We start from the raw sequence: 16,970 nt of genomic DNA, 5'->3' as shown, positions 1-16,970 counted from the left end.
AATAAAGATTTCCATTATTATTATGAAAATTTGGGTTGTATGATTTTTACATAACCCCTATACTTTAGCTGGTAGACTACAATTTAGATAAAGGGGAGCAATACATGTCATTTAACATCGCGCAAAAAAGCCAACTAGACGCCAGGGAGCTACTTCTGCTGGAGCAAGAGGTGAAGGATCGTGGCAAGAATATGGTCATCGCTTACGTTCTCTGGTATTTCCTCGGCATGTTTGGCGGTCACCGCTTCTATCTCGGGCGTACAGGCTCCGCGATTGCACAGCTTATTCTTTCCATTTCCGTTATCGGCTTGATTGTGACTTCCATCTGGTGGATCGTGGATGCTTTCCTCCTGCACACATGGGTGAGAGACCGCAACCGCGCAGTCGAGGGCCAGCTTATTGACGAAATTATGGCTCACAAGCATTTTCACGGTGGCTCATTCTAGGAGGTCATCATGAATCGGCAAGACCTCACGCTGAATGAACTGATGGTATTCAACTCCGAGATGCGGAGTAGCGAAAAATCGGCGGCTATCGCTTATCTGATGCTTCTTGGCGGTCACCTCGGCGTACACCGCTTTTATCTGAAGCGCAAGAAAACGGCCATTATCCAGCTGATTCTTTTCCTCATCGCAACTCTAGCCTATATATTACTCAGTATTGCTTCCGCAGCTGAACAAAAGGCTTTGTTAATTATCAGCACCATCCTATTCGCTCTTCCTGCTGCCGCCTTGTTCATCTGGGTTATCGTGGATCTCTTCTTAATCTCCCGCATGGTCAAAGCGTACAACAAGGAAGTCGAACGGGATTTGATTGAGCAAATTATTCGATACCGGCAATAGCAACGCAATGCAAAAAATCCCCTGATCTCATCCGATCAGGGGATTTTCTTATTCGTTTTAAGCTTATGGAGCAGTCTCCAGAAATTTCATGGTTGGATTCTTATCCATCGCGGTGCGCATCGCATATTCATTCTCGAAGAGAACAACGTAATTGCCTTTTTTGTCCTTCACAAGGGTAGAGTTGATCCGGAACTTCGAAGGATCGATCTTATCGTCAATGATCCAGCGCGCGAATTGGAACGGCATACGGTGCAGCTGAATATCAACGCCGTATTCACCCTTCATCCGGTACTCGAATACCTCGAACTGCAGGTGGCCGACTACGCCAAGAATCGTTTCGTCAGCAAAGCCGCTTGCCGAGTAGAATACCTGAATGGTGCCTTCCTCGGTCAGTTGGTCTATCCCCTTCTGATACTGCTTATGCTTCAAAGCGTTCTTCACGGTAACCTTGGCGAAGATCTCCGGAGAGAACGTTGGAAGCTCGTCGAATACGACCTCGGAGCCTTGCGACAAGGAATCGCCAATCCGGAAAATACCCGGGTCGAACAGACCGATAATATCGCCCGGATAAGCCGTCTCGACAATATCGCGGTCCTGCGCCAGGAATTGCTGCGGCTGGGACAGCTTAATGTCTTTGCCCGCGCGGACATGGCGGACGCTCATGCCGCGTTCGAAACGACCGGAGCAAATCCGAAGGAAAGCGATACGGTCGCGGTGCGCCGGATTCATATTCGCTTGAATCTTGAACACGTAACCGGAGAACTTCTCGTTTGTCGGGTCAACGGAGCCGTTTGTGCTCATCCGCGGAGCCGGCTTTGGAGCCAGCTCCAGGAAGTTCTCCAGGAAGGTTTGAACGCCGAAGTTGTTCACGGCGCTTCCGAAGAAGATCGGTGTCAATTCGCCAGCGCGAACCTTATCGAAATCAAACGGATCGCCCGCTACGTCAAGCAGCTCCAAGTCCTGAATAAGCTGATCATGCAGGTAGTCGCCAGCCATTTCGCGGATAACCGGATCATTGTAATCCTCGACTTTGCGAACCTCGATCGTGCTGTGGTCATTGCCTTGGAACAGCTCAACCTGATTTTTCATCCGGTCGTATACGCCGCACAGCTCGCGGCCCATGCCGATTGGCCAGTTCATTGGCACCGAACGAATGCCGAGAACCCGCTCCAGCTCTTCCATCAGCTCGAATGGGCTTTGGCCTTCGCGGTCCAGCTTGTTAATAAAGGTGAAGATCGGAATACCGCGTTTGCGGCAGACCTGGAACAGCTTGATCGTCTGGGCCTCGACGCCTTTCGCAACGTCAATCAGCATGACCGCGCTGTCCGCTGCAGTCAGCGTACGGTACGTATCTTCGGAGAAATCCTGGTGACCGGGCGTATCCAGAATGTTGACCCGATGTCCCAGGTAATCGAACTGCATCACGCTGGACGTAACGGAGATACCGCGCTGCTTCTCGATTTCCATCCAGTCGGATGTAGCGTGGCGGCTCGCTTTGCGGGCTTTTACCGACCCTGCAAGACGAATAGCTCCCCCGAATAAGAGGAGCTTCTCCGTTAATGTGGTTTTACCGGCGTCAGGGTGAGAGATAATCGCAAAGGTACGGCGCTTATCTACTTCCTGTGTAATTTCATTACTTAACGTTTGGCTCATGCTTGTCTTCCCTTCATGGCGTTACCGCGAGGCAACGCTCCTTTATCCATTCCCGATCAGCAGCGCGCGTGCCGGCGCCGCTTCGATACCGGTCAATTTCAAAGGCGCAATCACCATGAAATAAGAGCCAGGGGGCACTTCCTTCAGGCGAAGCCCTTCTACAATAATGACATTGTTGCGGAACAATGTCCGGTGGGTTGGATACTCCGCCTGGGAGCGTTCAATCCCAAGTCCGTCCGTACCAATCCCGCGAACCCCTACCTCAACGAGGTAACGGGCGCCATCCTCCCGCAAGAATACGAAATCGGATTCAAAGGAATCCGTAAATGAGTTCTTCGTTTTTACGAGAATGAACTCGCCCTTTTGCAGGCCATGCTTCTCCAGGTCTTCTCTTGTGATACTGTCGTTCACGTCCGTGAAGTCCAGAACCCGGGCATTCCCGACGAGCTCCTCGAGACCAATTGTTTCGATCGTTGAGCCATCCTCCGGCAACATATGCAGAGGCGCATCGACATGGGTGCCGCAATGGACATCCATATCGATGCGCGATTCGTTAACGCCGTCTGGAGAGGTAGGCTGGGAGTTGATTTCGGGCTGCTTGCCTTCATGGTTGCCCCATACCGGCATGCCCTTTTCGATTGTCATCGAAATATCGTAAACCTTAAACATAAAGGCATATCCCTCCGTCAGCGGTGTGCTAGAAATAAATTATTTGCCGCTATTCGATACCCAAATCACATTGTCTTCTTCTTGCCCGTTAACCGGCCACCATTTGAAGCCGTCTTGCGCAAGCAGCTGATCTACCTTTTCAGGGCCCCACGAGCCTGCAGGATAATGCTGCAGATCAGACGAATCTTCACGCCATGCGGCCGCAATGCGGTCAACGAATTCCCAAGCTTGCGCAACCTCATCCCAGCGGGTGAAGTACGTCGAATCGCCGCGTACCGCATCATGAATCAGGCGCTCGTAAGCTTCCGGCGTATTAATGCCGATTTGGCAGCTTTGGCAGAATTCCATGTTTACGGGCTGCACCGAATTGTCTTCGCCTGGAGTTTTGGCATTCACTTTAATGTAGATGCCTTCCATCGGGTTAACTCGGATAACGAGCAGGTTCGGCTGCAGGTCATGACGCTGCGCGAACAATACGTTTTGTGGCATCGATTTGAACTCGATAACCACTTCCGTTGTTTTTACCGGAAGGCGTTTGCCTGTACGGATGTAGAACGGTACTCCCGCCCAGCGGAAGTTGTCAACCGCCAGCTTGGCAGCAAAATAAGTTTCCGTTGTAGAGTTCTCCCCAACCGAGTCCTCTTGGCGGTAACCGGGAAGCTCTTTTCCATTGAGGGAACCTTCGCTGTATTGGCCGCGTACAACCAGATTGCGCACTTCGTCGCTCGATTTGTACGGACGAAGGGAGCGAAGCACCTTAACCTTCTCGTCGCGGATATCTTCGCCATGCAGACGGCTAGGCGGCTCCATTGCGATCATCGTCAGCATTTGAAGCATATGGTTTTGGCCCATGTCGCGAAGGGCGCCAGACTTGTCGTAATAACCGCCGCGTTCTTCTACTCCAACCGTTTCGGAGAGCGTGATTTGCACGTTTGCGATATGGTTATTGTTCCAGAGCGGCTCAAAAAACGCATTCGCGAAACGGATCACTTGAATATTTTGCACCATCTCTTTGCCGAGGTAGTGGTCAATGCGGTAAATTTCTTCTTCTTTGAAGACTTGCGTGATTTGGTCATTCAGCTTTTGGGCCGATTCCAGATCATAGCCGAACGGCTTCTCGATTACGACGCGGTGCCAGCCCTTGGATTCGAGCAGCCCGCCGTCGCGCAGGCTGAACGATACGGGGCCGAACAGCGACGGTGCAAGCGCCAGATAGAACAGACGGTTGCCCGGAATATTGAATTTGGCATCCAGTTGATCGGACAGAGTTGCCAGACCGCGGAATGCTTCCACATTGTTAATATCAAGCGGCATATATTCGAAGTGCTCCGCAAAACGGTTCCAGAGCTCTACGTCATCTGCTTTGTAACGGCAGAATTCCACGATCGACTCATACAGGTCGGCGCGGAACTGCTCGTTAGTACGCTCTCTGCGTGCGAGGCCTACAACGGCGAAATTTTCAGACAGCTTTCCTTCTTTATATAAGCTGAACAAGGCAGGAAACAACTTGCGCTTCGCCAAATCGCCTGTCGCCCCGAAGATATAATAAATAGCGCCTTGCGCATTTGATGATTCAACGTTCATTTCAGTTAGTTCCCTCATTCTTTCCATATATTTTTTTATTTTTATTTATGTAGTTTAGCATATTAATCCTTAAACTGCTATTCATCCAATCATAAAAAAAACTAATTGGCCATCATATTTCTTCTAATCGTTTCCTGCTTCGGAAACGGTGTAATCTCCCGTAATTAGCGGGGTTCCGACGATCAGAGACAACGTCCCGGACTCCGTTTCCCGATGCTCGGCAATTTGCAGATTCGCCTTCTTCCCCGCTCCCGCTTCCACCGAAGAGAACAGCCTTTCCGAGTAGTAGGCTTCGCTGACCGTTCCGCTCTCGTCCTTATACCGGTCAACCCGCTTGCCGCCCGCGACCTGGGCCAGACGTTCCGCTGCGTTATTATATTCCGTCTTGCCCCGAACCGTCATACCTCCGGAGTAGGAAACGCCCTCTTTCTTTAAGATGGCTTCCGTACGGTTTACAACGGCAAGCAGCTGCTCCTTGTCCGCCTTTTGGGCGGTCGTAAATACAAGCAACGCTTGATGATCCGAGTTTAGCGGGAATATGGACAGTGTTCCCTGCTTCAGCCCTTTTTCATCCGCCTGAAGCTGTTGTTCCGCTTGCTCCAGGTCAGCTGCTTCCCCTTCAAGATCCCATCTTATTGTCCATTCCGCATTCGCCGCGCCTTTGCTGTAGAGCTTGTCCGTCCACTGCCATAACAGAGCGAGATCATGGGCAACGATTCCCGGATTCTCGTCGGGACGGAGCTCATCCCTATTGAAGACTGCCCAGATGATACCGACCGCCAGTACAGCGGCTGCCAACATAACCGCTCGCCGTGCTTTCCGCCGGTTGGACTGCTCGGCTGTCGTTTGAACAAATCGATTCGCTGCGATGACAATAACCTCCCTTGACCGTTTATTACTGCTAGGTGTTTAACCATACCTATTCGCCTCTGGGTGAATACACTGGTTGCAAAGCCTAATGCAAGTAAACATAAGGAGGAGCTTGAATGGAACAGATTTATCCTCTCGAGGAAGATATCGTGTCGAGATATTGCGGAATGCCCGTGTATATCATTATGAAAGATGGATCGAGGCATATCGGCATGCTGAGCAAATGCAAGGGCGGAAAGCTTACGCTTAATGGAGATCCTAACGTTTCCGATGCGGATGAACCGGAGGCTATTCCGGATAAATCTTCTTCGAAAAAGAGCAAAAAAAACTCGAAATCCAAATTCCAGCAGCAAGCCAAATCAAGCAAGCCGGAACAACCCGTCCAGACGCAATCCTATCCGTTTGACCCCTACTACTACGAGCCTCGCCCATACTATCCGTTCCGCGATTTGATCACGCTTGATTTTGCGCTTGTTGCCTTCTTATTTCTTTTGTTCTGACAGACACCATTCGCCAGCCTTTGCCGCAAAAGCATACTATGCTGGTCATACCAGACGCAAAAGGAGGCAGTCTAAATGCCAATGTTGTCTATTACGCCTGCCAGGCAAACCGATCGGCTTCAAGCCATTTCTCCGGTTCGCCCTTACGGCAAAAATACATTCCGTGAAGAAGAGCCGATAAGGCTGCCTCCCGGATCCGATCTATTTGACAGCTTCGATTGGGGCGTCCCTTACCGTCATGCTGCCGAAACGGCGGCAGGATGGCTTCTGCACAGCAGACAAGCCCAGCTAATAATCCGGCTCTCTGCCCGTAAAATCAAACAAAATCCAACGTTGTCCGTCATTGAGGAAGAACTACTGAAGGTAGCAGCAGCCGTAAACGGACTGCTTGCTTTCCTCGAGGAGGCTGAACCCTTCCTTCATCCGCGGCTTAAGCTCTCTATCGAGCAAGCAATGTCCCATCCTGCTGCGGTTGAATATGGACTGATGCTTGTGAACGGTACCTGGCGGATCCAGCTCTCCGACCCCTGCAAGGTCGAATCGTCCGTTCAACTGCTTACGGGTCCAAGAGGCTGGATCACCTCTCTTCACAAAGCGCTGGAAGAACCTCTTTCTGCAAGAGTGCTCGATTTGCTGCGTAAGGATATGCCGCTTCTGCAGCCCTACAGCTGTTATTACAATACCATGGCAACGTATTGGCCTTTTCCTGCTAGCGGAATGCTTCTTAACCGCCGCCTTTAACTTATTTTAACAAACACAGGTCTTTCCCTCCAGCCGTAAGACGAAAAAAGGGGCTCTCCTAAAGTTCAACTTCAGGCCAGCCCCAATCTGATAAAAACCATGCATTCTACTCCGCAATCCCTTGCTTATGCGCATAAATCGCCGCTTGCGTACGGTCCTCGACGTCAAGCTTGTTAAAGATGTTCGTAATGTGGAACTTCACGGTCTTTACGCCGATAAACAGCTCGTCCGCTATTTCCTGATTGGACATTCCTTGCGCTACCCGCTTCAGCACGTCCATCTCGCGCTCCGTCAAATCATCATGAAGCGCGGCCTGTACCGGCTGCTTCGGCTTGCGGAGACGGTTCATCATCTTGGCGGCAACCTGCGATTCCAATACCGACTGTCCGCGTGCCGCTGCGCGAATCGCATCCGCAATCTCCGTTGCTCTCGCCGTCTTGAGCAGGTAGCTGAACGCACCCGCTTCAATAACCGGATACAGCTTGCTATCATCGATAAAGCTGGTTAATACGATAACCTTGCACTCCGGATACAGCTCAAGCAGCTTTTGCGTTGTTTCCACGCCATCCATGCCATCCATAACAAGATCCATAAGCACAATGTCAGGCTTGTAGGCCTGAGCCAGACGAATTCCGTCATAACCGTTGCTAGCTTCCCCTACGACTTCGATACCTTCTTCCGTATCGAGCACCGCAGCAAGCCCGATACGCACCATTTCATGATCATCCACTAACAATACTTTAATCCGTTCATTCAGTTGCTCGATCGGTTCCACCTTATTCACCGCTTCCTTCACATGTACATGGTCCTTACTTCTCTATCTCGCCGTCAATCGGAACCCGGATATCGATGCTTGTTCCCTCTCCCGGTCTCGAGATCATATGTAAATAGCCGCCAAGCTCATTCACACGCTCTTCCATCGTTAATAATCCGTAAGAGGTTTGCTTCTTCGCTTCCAGGTCGAACCCGATGCCGGTATCTTTTAATAACATACGTACTTCGGGGCCTTTCCGATGCAGCTTAATTTCCATACTTTCCGCTTTTGCGTGCCGAAGGGTATTTGACAAGGCTTCTTGCGCGATCCGGAACAAATGGTCCTCGGCCCCGGGCTTCATCGTAATCGAGTCATCAACGTCCAAATCAATCGTCATCGGAACCTTCTGCTTAAGCTCGTCCACCAGCGCTGTTAATGCGGCAGCCAGATTTTTGCCGTCCAGATGAACGGGTCTTAAATGCAGCAGCAGGGCGCGCATCTCGGATTGCGCTACGGAAGCCATCTCTTCGATGAGCTGTACCTGTCTCTTCGCCCGCTCCCAGTCCCGCTCAATCGTACGGCTGACAGCCGTCGCCGTCATCGAGATCGCGAACAGCTGCTGACTGACCGCGTCATGCAGCTCTCTTGCAAGCCGCTGGCGTTCCTCGATAACAGCCGAGAACTTGACCTTCTCCGTCCAGATCGCATCGCTTTGCTCCTGTTCGGACACCGGAACACCGCCTTCCTCCTCCGCCGAATTCAGCGTTACCCGATAGCTGCGTCTGCGTTGCTGCTCGCTGAGCCGTTCAACGGCCTGCTTGAGCTTGGAATTCTGCAGAAAACCAACGATCGCTGCTGCCGCCATTGCTGCTCCGATTACGGTAAGTCCTAAGATAGCCCACTTGCCTTGGAAAGTATACAGTCGCACGTAACCAATCGCTTGCAGCACAATGATGACAAGACTCACGATAATAATGAGCCATAATACGGTCTCGGTCACATTTTTGCGTCTTGCTTCTTTATTGGGCCTCTCCGCACGATGATGCTCATTCGCTTGTCCTTCAGCCATCCAGGTCCACTCCTTCAAATACGTACGCAGGGAAGAGCAGACCGGTCCCCCCGGCAATTTCATTAAGTTAAAGCTTAATGAAATTGCGGTTACCCGGTCCGCTCTCCCGTTATTGCATACTTCTGGTTAATTATACTTCTTCCGGTTTGTTCAGCTTGCTTTTCAAAGCTTCAAGCTGCTCGTCAACCTTCAGCTTTTTCTCCATATCAGCGGCGCTAAAGGAGCCTGCGTTGTTGCTTGTACCGCTGTATGCTGCCGAGTAAGGAGTGCGAAGAACATCCGCTTCCGCTTCAAGCTGCATGATTTTCTCTTCCATACGGTAGAAGCCTCTCGAAGCCGTACCGCTGTCGATCGTATGGTTCGAAGAAATTTGAGCCATTTGCTTTTGCGCTTTAGCGATTTGAGCGCGGGATGCCAGCTCATTGCGTTTATTGCGAAGCTGGTAGAACTCATCCTTCATGCCGTGCAATTGCTGCATCAGCTCTTCGGCTTGCGTTTTCGCTTGCGCATGAAGATCGCTGTATTCGTTCACCTTCTGGTCGAAATAAAGCTTCTCTTCGAGCAGCTTGCGAGCGAACTCTTCCTGGCCGGCGCGAAGCGCTGCTTCTGCCTTCGACTCGCGGTCGGCAATGCTGCGTACCGCTTCATCCAGACGTTGTTTCAGACGGCGTTCGTTCGCCATTTGTTTCGCTACCGTTACTTCCGCTTGATGAATTTCCGATTCCATGTCGCGCAAATATTGATTCAGCATGACTACCGGATCTTCCATTTTATCCAATACCTCATTCACCGATGCCTTAGTCAGATCCTTCATTCTTTTAAAGATTCCCATTGTTAAATCTCTCCCTTCTCGTATTTAGCCAATTTGGCGCGTAATTCTTCGATTTCTTTACGAAGTGCTTTTTTCTCCAGATCATCCATCATGCTATCGAATTGCGACGACGAGCCTGGCTGGCTGGAACGTGCTTGCGAGAAGCTGTCCCATTGCCCTTGCGGCGGGTTCTTGTATGGTCCGCCGAAGGAGGAACCGAAGCCGCCTTGGCCGCCTTGACCGCCGTTATAACCGTTGCCGTACCCGCTGCCGCCGTAGCCGCCTCCAAACCCGCCAGGTCCAAAGCCGTGACCGTTATAAAACGTTGGTTCCTTAGGAACGATAAGGCCGGCTATGATATAGACAGGAATTGCGAATCCGCTTGTAAAGATGGTAACGACGATGAGCAGGATACGGATAAGAGTCGCATCTACATTGATCATTTCCGCGAGTCCGCCGCAAAGACCAAACAGCTTCTTGTCGCGGGTAGACCGGTACAGTTTTTTCAAGACGACCATCCTTCCTTCTCAAGCTTCTTCTTTAATTGCTGCAGCTCGCGTTCGATAACGGATTGCACTTGATTGCCTGCTTCGCTGATGAACTCTTTGCCCATTCGGCGGAGATCATGCAGGCTTTTTGCCTCCATCTCCATATCGCCGATCCGGTCTTCCAGTCTGCGGAACATCGAGCCTGGCTGAATGCCGCCCGCTTGGCCGCCTTCCGTGTAACGAGCATTCATACGCTGCTGAAGTCTGAGCGACTCCATTCTTGCCGCGTAATATTCGCGTTTGTCATAGACGAGCTGGTATTCGCTCCGCATTTCGCGAAGCTGATCTTCCAGGTCCACCGTATTCTGACGGCTTTGCTCATACAGCTCGCGGTATTGATTGGAGCGCTCCTCGCTTGTCGTCTTCTCGTGGAGAGCGATTCGCGCAAGCTGCTCTTCACCGGCTTTCAGAGCGGTCAGCGCTTGCTGCTCGCGTTTTTCCTTCTGTTGCTCTGCTTGCAGCCATTGCGCTTTCAGATGATTGCTATGTCCCAGATATTGCTGGTGCAGCCGTTCCGCTTGAATAATCTCTTCGCGTGTCGACCAGAGGAACTGGTCAATCAGGCGAACCGGATCTTCTGCTTTCTCCAGTCTTTCATTTAAACTTGCCACTGTAATGTCGCGCACTCGCCGCATAATGCTCATGTATGGCCCTCCCAACTTTTTTTATTAGAAATGTCGATTGTTGTTATTGTTTTTCACCATCGAAATACCGAACAGGATCAGCACGACCGCAATACCCAGCATAATCAGTTTCGACAATGCCGGCAGCAGCATCAAGATACCGATTGCGCCAACGATCCCGCCGATGATTTTTTTATTGCTCCTCCAGGCAACTACCCCAAGTCCGATTAATACGATTGCGAACAGGGTACCTACCAGTGCACCAAGATGGATGCCGAAGAATTTAAGTACCATGATACCGCCTGCAACTGCAAGCAATAAGCCTAACGCTTTTTTACCATCCATTGCTTCTTCCACCGCCTCTCAAAGATTGCTTTGTTTTTTCTCTTCTTGTGAATCTCTCTTGCTTATGTTCCTATTGTAGATCGAATCCGTACTTTCTAAAACGGACCACCGACGGTTTCTATGCTAGACCTAGGTCGAGTGGCTCTTCCGCCTTAAGGGTCGAATCCTGTCCTAAAACGCAAAAAAGGCGCTTTACCCTATGCAAGAGTCAGCACCTCATGATGATGATTGGTTCTGCTTGAAGCTGGAACGGAGAGCATCTATGCCAAGCAGCCCGACCGGGATGATTACCATAAAGATAGTCGCATACAAGGAGAATACCTTAGGCGTAAACGCAATAAAGCTAACGATATTGTCATAGACAAGAAGAGACAAGAAAACAAGCAGCAGGGCAAACGGCAGAGTCAGCGTACGGGGGTCCTTCAGTCTCAGCGTCTGGGCTGTCCCAAGCGTTACGGCGTACACGCAAATCACTGTCTTGAAAAAAATCGTGATCAACCATATAATCGCCAACATTGCCTCTACTCTCTGTAGAAAGTTCCCCACGCTGATTTGCTTCGCCAGGGTATAGCTGGCATACATATTCCTCTGCGTGAATTCGGTACCCAGTACCAGCGTCGACAGCAGTACGCTAACGATAATAACCACGCTGCTTAGCAAGGTTCCCACCAGCAAGGCGCTTCTTGCTTTTTTCGGCCTGTTCGTATAAGGAACCAGCATCATGAGAATAACCTGTTCTTGAAGATTAAAATAATAAAACGCGCCTAGCAGGATTGGTTTTATTCCATTCTCGAAAACAGGCTCAGCCCGATCTATTCTAATCTGGGGCAACAGGAAGAAAGTAAGGAATAGAAACAATGCGATTACAAACGGCAAGAAAATCTCTGCTGCCCTAGCCGTTGTTTCAATACCAAGCCGAACCGCGTAAACCACCACAGCCATGAATAAAATAATCGTTATTTCGATTGGCGTATTCGGCATAATATGGGTCGTCATGAAATTCCCTACGACGCGAAGCAGGAAAGAAGACAACAAAAAGATAAAAGAAAGGAAAAACAACGAAATAACCTTTCCTAGCCACTTCCCCAATATCTTCTCGCTAAACTCCGCAAGCGTTAATGTGGGATAGCGGCTGGCCAGCGCGCTATAAATGAATATGCTTAGAAGATTGGCCGCTGTTCCTATAAGGCATGCAATCCAGCCGTCTTGTTTGGAGAATACGGCCATAATGGAAGGAACGATCAGGATGGAGGTGCCAATCGTATACAGAAGCGTTAGAACGGTCAGCTGCCGGTGACTTATTTTTCCCTTCTCAAGCATTCCCCATCATCCCCCACTTAAATTATGAAAAATCGCCTCGGCTAGGGGCCGCAGCATATAATCGATCCCAGTTACCGGATTAGGAATATGTAAATTGAGGAACCTCATAATCACCAGCACGATACCTAACCCCAGCAGGCAAAAGAATACCCAAAGATCCTTCTTCAGCTTTCTCTTCCTCAATGACGGCACTTCAATCAGAATAATTACAGCTGCGGCTGCGAATAGCCATATATATTTCATCATAGTTGCTAATTCCTTCTTACTTCATTTCTTGCATAAACGAGTTACTAACCGTACCGGTCTGCCGGATATTTACCACAACGTCTAACTTGACCGGCATCTTCTGAAAGACGGTATCCCAATCATTTTCAACGCTTTTCCAATAGGAAGGATTCGCGCGATGAACGACATCTCCAAAGCCAAATATATCCACTTTGTATTTTTCCTGAACCTGATGGATTGTTTTCTGTACAAACCCCCGTATCGCTTCCGCGCTTTTGTGCTCCAACTCATAAATAGACGACTTTTGAGTCAGATCGATTTTACACAACACTTCGCCAATGCTGCCCTCGGTACGAATCCCTATATGTATTTCCGGTTCTCCGTTTACAAACCTGGCTTTAGTTGTTGTTTTCGAACGAATGACCTCAATTGTCATTCTCCCGCCCTCGGGACAATTAAGAACCCCGACCGTATTATGTACATCGTTGTGAATAAAAGAGTAGCCTCTGCTTTCTCCTTCATTCAACCATCCAACAAGCTTATCCTCGTTAAAAACAGCCATGCCCGAATACTGCAGGTGTGCGGGTGAAGCAATTTTTTCAACATTTTCCCTGCTTTCGCCTTTTTCGCGGTCACCTCTGAGGCGGAGTCCGGTGACAACCGGTTGTTTGCCTTTTCTAACGATATCCATAATGAGCTGATCCAGCGTTATCGATGCGGTTGGCGCCCATTGCTTCTGCGAGTTAAGCAAAGAAGAATACATCTGGTTGGCAGGGATAGCTTCCAAATGGGTTAATATTTTCAGCGTGCTTGCTGCGGTAGTCTCTCTTGCAATGGTGATGTAGAAATCGGTGCGATGCTCATAATATCTGGACATGTATTCAAGAGCATCCGCAATCCCTTCTTTGGCTAACTCCTCGCCTATGACTAACATCCGAAGGTGGGCAGAATATATAGGTCTCGGCGATACCGTAGTCATTTTGCGTATGGCTTCAAATATGGTTCGTCCCCTCGCTTGGTAAAATGTAACGGGAGTCCGCGTCATCGTTCTGTTGTTTGCGGCAACCTCTCCCGGGTCAACGACCTGAACCGACACCTGATATTGATTCTCCCCATCCTTATCGATTCCGATTGCCACGGCAATAGCCAAATCATTAAGCTCGCGGCGATTCCAGCAGCCAGTCAGCGTCATCGCTATTAGAACAAACAATAAGGGAACAAATATTCTCCGCATCATCATCGCAATTCCTCATCTCGTTGCCTTTATTCTCGATTAACGCTTCGGACCGGGAGGCTTGTTATTGCCTCGGGTAATATTATTCTGACTAATTAGACGCAGCCGTTTTCGCATGGCCCAGTGCGGCAGCCGGAATAAGGTATCCTTCGTATCCTCGGCAATAAACGGTCCAAATGGACTCATATACGGTACTCCGAAGGTACGGAGACTGCATAAATGAAGCACGAGCGCAAAAATGCCTAGAATAATCCCGTATAAACCAAAGGACGCAGCCAGCCCCATTAACGCGAATCGGATCATCCGGATGGAAATGGACATATTCATGGCCGGCACAACAAAGCTTGATATAGCCGTGATGGATACCACTATTACCATCGCAGCGGAAACAATCCCCGCATCCACAGCTGCCTGTCCGATAACCAAGGTGCCGACAATCGAAATAGCCTGACCCATTGTTCTAGGCATCCGAACCCCGGCTTCACGCAGGATCTCGAACGTAATCTCCATAATCAACGCCTCGATAAATGCGGGAAAAGGTATCCCTTCCCGTTGGGCCGCAAGTCCAATGAGCAGTTGTGTAGGGAGCATTTCCTGGTGAAAGGTCGTGATGGCTATATAAAGCGATGGCCCTAACAGAGCGATAAAGATGCCTACAAAGCGGAGAATCCTTATCAGCGAGCTGATATCGGCGCGTTGGTAGTAATCCTCCGCAGAATGCATGAAGGAAATGAACAAAGCGGGAACCACAAGCACATGAGGCGTTCCATCCACTAATATCGCCACTTTGCCTTCAAGAAGTTCTGCAGCTATAACATCCGGCCGTTCGGAGTTGTACATGGTCGGAAATGGACTATAAGCGGAATCCTGAATCAACTCTTCGATATAGCCGCTTTCCAGAATCCCGTCAATATCTATTCTGGATAATCGGTTACGTACCTCTTCCAAGATCTTATCGCTCACAATACCTTTTATATACATAATGGAAACACTAGTCTGGGTCATTTTCCCGATTCTCATATTCTCAAGCCACAAATCGGGATTCTTAATTTTCCTTCTGACCAGTGCCGTATTTGTGCGAATGGATTCCGTAAACGACTCTTTGGGGCCGCGGCTTACCGTTTCCGTCATGGCCTCTGAAACCGCACGGTCTTTAATTCCATTCATAGCAATGGACAATATTTTATTGCTGTCCCATATAAGAATGACATGGCCGGAAAACAGGTTATAGTACATCGTATCCGTCGATGCCACTTCTTCTATTTCTCCCGCGGTCAGCAAGTCCAGAAAAGGATGCTGATTCGTATTAAGCTTCGGAAACTCCACCATCAGAGTCTCCAATATAAAATCCTGAACAGAGTCCGTGTTTACTAGTCCATCCGCATAAAACAAATTCACTTTTCGAGACTTGCCACCATATTCGATTTGGAATTCTTTAAAAATAATATCGTTACTGTTACCGAGTTTTTCTTTAATCGTTGCAATATCGATCTGACTCATGCTGCATCACATCACCCGTATTTGATAATTATCAGTATGGTCATACGCCAATCGATATAAACAAAAAGCACCCATCGGAGGTTAGTCCGCCAGGTGCTCGTAAAGTTCATAAACATGCAAAAAACGCTGACTGTACAAAGTACAATCAGCGCAATCATTTCAATATTTGGTGCCGGTGAGAGGACTCGAACCTCCACGGTTTCCCTCACGATTTTGAGTCGCGCGCGTCTGCCATTCCGCCACACCGGCATTTGGTAAATATGGCGTGCCCTAAGAGATTCGAACTCCTGACCTTTTGATTCGTAGTCAAACGCTCTATCCAGCTGAGCTAAGGGCACATTTTATTGAAATAATTGTGGAGGCGCCACCCAGACTCGAACTGGGGGTAAAGCTTTTGCAGAGCTCTGCCTTACCACTTGGCTATGGCGCCACCTAAAATGGAGCGGAAGACGGGAATCGAACCCGCGACCCTCGCCTTGGCAAGGCGATGCTCTACCGCTGAGCCACTTCCGCATAAATGGCTGGGGATCAAGGATTCGAACCTTGGAGTGACGGAGTCAAAGTCCGTTGCCTTACCGCTTGGCTAATCCCCAACGAAAAACTTTTTTAACCTTAGTGAAAATGGGGCGATCGATGGGACTTGAACCCACGAATGCCGGAGCCACAGACCGGTGCGTTAACCCCTTCGCCACGACCGCCATACTCACTATAATAATTATCTGGCAGGGGCAGCAGGAATTGAACCCACACCAAAGGTTTTGGAGACCTTTGTTCTACCTTTAAACTATGCCCCTAAATGGTGGAGGGTGATGGATTCGAACCACCGAACCGTTAGGAAGAGATTTACAGTCTCCCGCGTTTGGCCACTTCGCTAACCCTCCGTAGAAATGGTGCCGGCGATAGGAGTCGAACCCACGACCTACTGATTACAAGTCAGTTGCTCTACCAACTGAGCTACACCGGCATATTAACTTTTCCAACCATCTAACATGGTGGCTCGGGACGGAATCGAACCGCCGACACGAGGATTTTCAGTCCTCTGCTCTACCAACTGAGCTACCGAGCCTGATGTTTGATTAAATGGCGGAGCTGACGGGATTCGAACCCGCGGTCTCCTGCGTGACAGGCAGGCATGTTAGGCCTCTACACCACAGCTCCACATCGTTCTCGGTAAAAACCGAAGATAAAGTTTTGGTTGCGGGGGCAGGATTTGAACCTGCGGCCTTCGGGTTATGAGCCCGACGAGCTACCGAGCTGCTCCACCCCGCGTCATTTTAAAACATATATGGTGGAGGCTGAGGGGATCGAACCCCCGACCCTCTGCTTGTAAGGCAGATGCTCTCCCAGCTGAGCTAAGCCTCCATATTTTCTCGAGCGACTTTTATAATATATCACATTCAAGTCAGCTTAGCAAGAACTTTTTTGATTCTTTTTTTGTAAAGATGGTGACCCGTAGGGGATTCGAACCCCTGTTACCTCCGTGAAAGGGAGGTGTCTTAACCCCTTGACCAACGGGCCTTGCTCATTACGTAGCAAACAGCTATGTAAGAAATATTATGGCAGAGAGGAAGGGATTCGAACCCTCGAGACCCGGTTAGAGCCTACACGATTTCCAATCGTGCTCCTTCGACCACTCGGACACCTCTCTATATGGCTCCCCGAACAGGACTCGAACCTGTGAC

General features: G+C 49.6%; 18 protein-coding genes and 15 tRNA genes. 4 read left to right on the top strand and 29 right to left on the bottom strand.

Going from position 1 to position 16,970, the window contains the following annotated elements:
* Window positions 1-104: 104 nt before the first annotated feature.
* Both CFI03_RS16815 and CFI03_RS16810 read left to right on the top strand, forming a co-directional pair.
* Window positions 105-446: a TM2 domain-containing protein gene (locus CFI03_RS16815; protein ID WP_248758105.1), complete on the top strand. Its 342-nt coding sequence runs from the start codon at window positions 105-107 to the stop codon at window positions 444-446.
* A gap of 9 nt (window positions 447-455) precedes the next feature.
* Window positions 456-842 carry a TM2 domain-containing protein gene (locus CFI03_RS16810; RefSeq protein WP_127491044.1) on the top strand — a complete coding sequence of 129 codons (387 nt, stop codon included), beginning with the start codon at window positions 456-458 and terminating at the stop codon, window positions 840-842.
* 63 nt (window positions 843-905) lie between these two features.
* Here the strand turns inward: CFI03_RS16810 and CFI03_RS16805 are convergent, their stop codons facing one another.
* The 4 genes from CFI03_RS16805 to CFI03_RS16790 all read right to left on the bottom strand — a co-directional run bounded on the left by CFI03_RS16805 (window position 906) and on the right by CFI03_RS16790 (window position 5,549).
* Window positions 906-2,495, bottom strand: coding sequence for a peptide chain release factor 3 (locus CFI03_RS16805; protein WP_248758104.1), 1,590 nt, complete (start codon window positions 2,493-2,495; stop codon window positions 906-908).
* Between the two features lie 42 nt (window positions 2,496-2,537).
* Window positions 2,538-3,164 (bottom strand): cyclase family protein, encoded by a 627-nt coding sequence (locus CFI03_RS16800; protein ID WP_248758103.1) that lies wholly within the window; start codon window positions 3,162-3,164, stop codon window positions 2,538-2,540.
* A gap of 39 nt (window positions 3,165-3,203) precedes the next feature.
* Window positions 3,204-4,748, bottom strand: a complete 1,545-nt coding sequence (gene zwf, locus CFI03_RS16795; RefSeq protein ID WP_248758102.1) for a glucose-6-phosphate dehydrogenase — start codon at window positions 4,746-4,748, stop codon at window positions 3,204-3,206.
* Window positions 4,749-4,871: 123 nt separating this feature from the next.
* Window positions 4,872-5,549, bottom strand: coding sequence for a YwmB family TATA-box binding protein (locus tag CFI03_RS16790; RefSeq protein WP_248758101.1), 678 nt, complete (start codon window positions 5,547-5,549; stop codon window positions 4,872-4,874).
* Window positions 5,550-5,734: 185 nt separating this feature from the next.
* Between CFI03_RS16790 and CFI03_RS16785 the strand changes: the two genes are divergently transcribed.
* Both CFI03_RS16785 and CFI03_RS16780 read left to right on the top strand, forming a co-directional pair.
* Window positions 5,735-6,118: a hypothetical protein gene (locus tag CFI03_RS16785; RefSeq protein WP_248758100.1), complete on the top strand. Its 384-nt coding sequence runs from the start codon at window positions 5,735-5,737 to the stop codon at window positions 6,116-6,118.
* A gap of 75 nt (window positions 6,119-6,193) precedes the next feature.
* Window positions 6,194-6,859 (top strand): hypothetical protein, encoded by a 666-nt coding sequence (locus CFI03_RS16780; protein WP_248758099.1) that lies wholly within the window; start codon window positions 6,194-6,196, stop codon window positions 6,857-6,859.
* 106 nt (window positions 6,860-6,965) lie between these two features.
* On the opposite strand, the gene CFI03_RS16775 is transcribed toward CFI03_RS16780, so the two are convergent.
* The 25 genes from CFI03_RS16775 to CFI03_RS16655 all read right to left on the bottom strand — a co-directional run bounded on the left by CFI03_RS16775 (window position 6,966) and on the right by CFI03_RS16655 (window position 16,936).
* A complete protein-coding gene (locus CFI03_RS16775; RefSeq protein ID WP_041613999.1) occupies window positions 6,966-7,616 on the bottom strand; it encodes a response regulator in 651 nt (216 codons plus the stop codon).
* Between the two features lie 52 nt (window positions 7,617-7,668).
* Window positions 7,669-8,682 (bottom strand): sensor histidine kinase, encoded by a 1,014-nt coding sequence (locus CFI03_RS16770; RefSeq protein WP_127491057.1) that lies wholly within the window; start codon window positions 8,680-8,682, stop codon window positions 7,669-7,671.
* A 130-nt stretch (window positions 8,683-8,812) separates the two neighbouring features.
* On the bottom strand, window positions 8,813-9,514 hold the full coding sequence (locus tag CFI03_RS16765) for a PspA/IM30 family protein (RefSeq protein ID WP_248758098.1): 702 nt from the start codon (window positions 9,512-9,514) through the stop codon (window positions 8,813-8,815).
* Between the two features lie 2 nt (window positions 9,515-9,516).
* Window positions 9,517-10,011, bottom strand: coding sequence for a PspC domain-containing protein (locus CFI03_RS16760; RefSeq protein ID WP_248758097.1), 495 nt, complete (start codon window positions 10,009-10,011; stop codon window positions 9,517-9,519).
* Window positions 9,999-10,685: a PspA/IM30 family protein gene (locus CFI03_RS16755; RefSeq protein ID WP_248758096.1), complete on the bottom strand. Its 687-nt coding sequence runs from the start codon at window positions 10,683-10,685 to the stop codon at window positions 9,999-10,001. The genes CFI03_RS16760 and CFI03_RS16755 overlap by 13 nt, the downstream gene beginning before the upstream one ends.
* A gap of 24 nt (window positions 10,686-10,709) precedes the next feature.
* Window positions 10,710-11,009 (bottom strand): LiaF transmembrane domain-containing protein, encoded by a 300-nt coding sequence (locus tag CFI03_RS16750; protein ID WP_248758095.1) that lies wholly within the window; start codon window positions 11,007-11,009, stop codon window positions 10,710-10,712.
* A gap of 216 nt (window positions 11,010-11,225) precedes the next feature.
* Window positions 11,226-12,329 carry a GerAB/ArcD/ProY family transporter gene (locus tag CFI03_RS16745; protein WP_248758094.1) on the bottom strand — a complete coding sequence of 368 codons (1,104 nt, stop codon included), beginning with the start codon at window positions 12,327-12,329 and terminating at the stop codon, window positions 11,226-11,228.
* 6 nt (window positions 12,330-12,335) lie between these two features.
* Complete coding sequence (locus tag CFI03_RS16740; protein ID WP_248758093.1) at window positions 12,336-12,575, bottom strand: hypothetical protein; 240 nt, start codon at window positions 12,573-12,575, stop codon at window positions 12,336-12,338.
* Between the two features lie 16 nt (window positions 12,576-12,591).
* Window positions 12,592-13,794: a Ger(x)C family spore germination protein gene (locus tag CFI03_RS16735; protein ID WP_248758092.1), complete on the bottom strand. Its 1,203-nt coding sequence runs from the start codon at window positions 13,792-13,794 to the stop codon at window positions 12,592-12,594.
* 33 nt (window positions 13,795-13,827) lie between these two features.
* Window positions 13,828-15,288 (bottom strand): spore germination protein, encoded by a 1,461-nt coding sequence (locus tag CFI03_RS16730; protein ID WP_248758091.1) that lies wholly within the window; start codon window positions 15,286-15,288, stop codon window positions 13,828-13,830.
* 167 nt (window positions 15,289-15,455) lie between these two features.
* Window positions 15,456-15,537, bottom strand: a tRNA-Leu gene (locus tag CFI03_RS16725).
* 12 nt (window positions 15,538-15,549) lie between these two features.
* Window positions 15,550-15,626: transfer RNA gene (locus tag CFI03_RS16720), tRNA-Arg, on the bottom strand.
* An 18-nt stretch (window positions 15,627-15,644) separates the two neighbouring features.
* Window positions 15,645-15,718, bottom strand: a tRNA-Cys gene (locus CFI03_RS16715).
* Window positions 15,719-15,726: 8 nt separating this feature from the next.
* Window positions 15,727-15,801 (bottom strand) — tRNA-Gly (locus CFI03_RS16710).
* 5 nt (window positions 15,802-15,806) lie between these two features.
* Window positions 15,807-15,881 (bottom strand) — tRNA-Gln (locus CFI03_RS16705).
* A 29-nt stretch (window positions 15,882-15,910) separates the two neighbouring features.
* Window positions 15,911-15,986 (bottom strand) — tRNA-His (locus CFI03_RS16700).
* A gap of 22 nt (window positions 15,987-16,008) precedes the next feature.
* Window positions 16,009-16,082: transfer RNA gene (locus CFI03_RS16695), tRNA-Trp, on the bottom strand.
* 3 nt (window positions 16,083-16,085) lie between these two features.
* Window positions 16,086-16,169: transfer RNA gene (locus CFI03_RS16690), tRNA-Tyr, on the bottom strand.
* 7 nt (window positions 16,170-16,176) lie between these two features.
* Window positions 16,177-16,252 (bottom strand) — tRNA-Thr (locus CFI03_RS16685).
* A 26-nt stretch (window positions 16,253-16,278) separates the two neighbouring features.
* Window positions 16,279-16,354 (bottom strand) — tRNA-Phe (locus tag CFI03_RS16680).
* Between the two features lie 15 nt (window positions 16,355-16,369).
* Window positions 16,370-16,446, bottom strand: a tRNA-Asp gene (locus CFI03_RS16675).
* Between the two features lie 34 nt (window positions 16,447-16,480).
* Window positions 16,481-16,557, bottom strand: a tRNA-Met gene (locus CFI03_RS16670).
* A 17-nt stretch (window positions 16,558-16,574) separates the two neighbouring features.
* Window positions 16,575-16,650: transfer RNA gene (locus tag CFI03_RS16665), tRNA-Val, on the bottom strand.
* Window positions 16,651-16,731: 81 nt separating this feature from the next.
* Window positions 16,732-16,806, bottom strand: a tRNA-Glu gene (locus CFI03_RS16660).
* A gap of 39 nt (window positions 16,807-16,845) precedes the next feature.
* Window positions 16,846-16,936, bottom strand: a tRNA-Ser gene (locus CFI03_RS16655).
* Window positions 16,937-16,970 lie beyond the last annotated feature (34 nt).

This window comes from Paenibacillus sp. ATY16 (assembly GCF_003399985.2).
Classification (GTDB): Bacteria; Bacillota; Bacilli; order Paenibacillales; family Paenibacillaceae; genus Pristimantibacillus; species Pristimantibacillus glycanilyticus.
The sequence above is the reverse complement of the archived record's forward strand: the minus strand, read 5'-3'. Positions and strand labels throughout refer to the sequence as shown.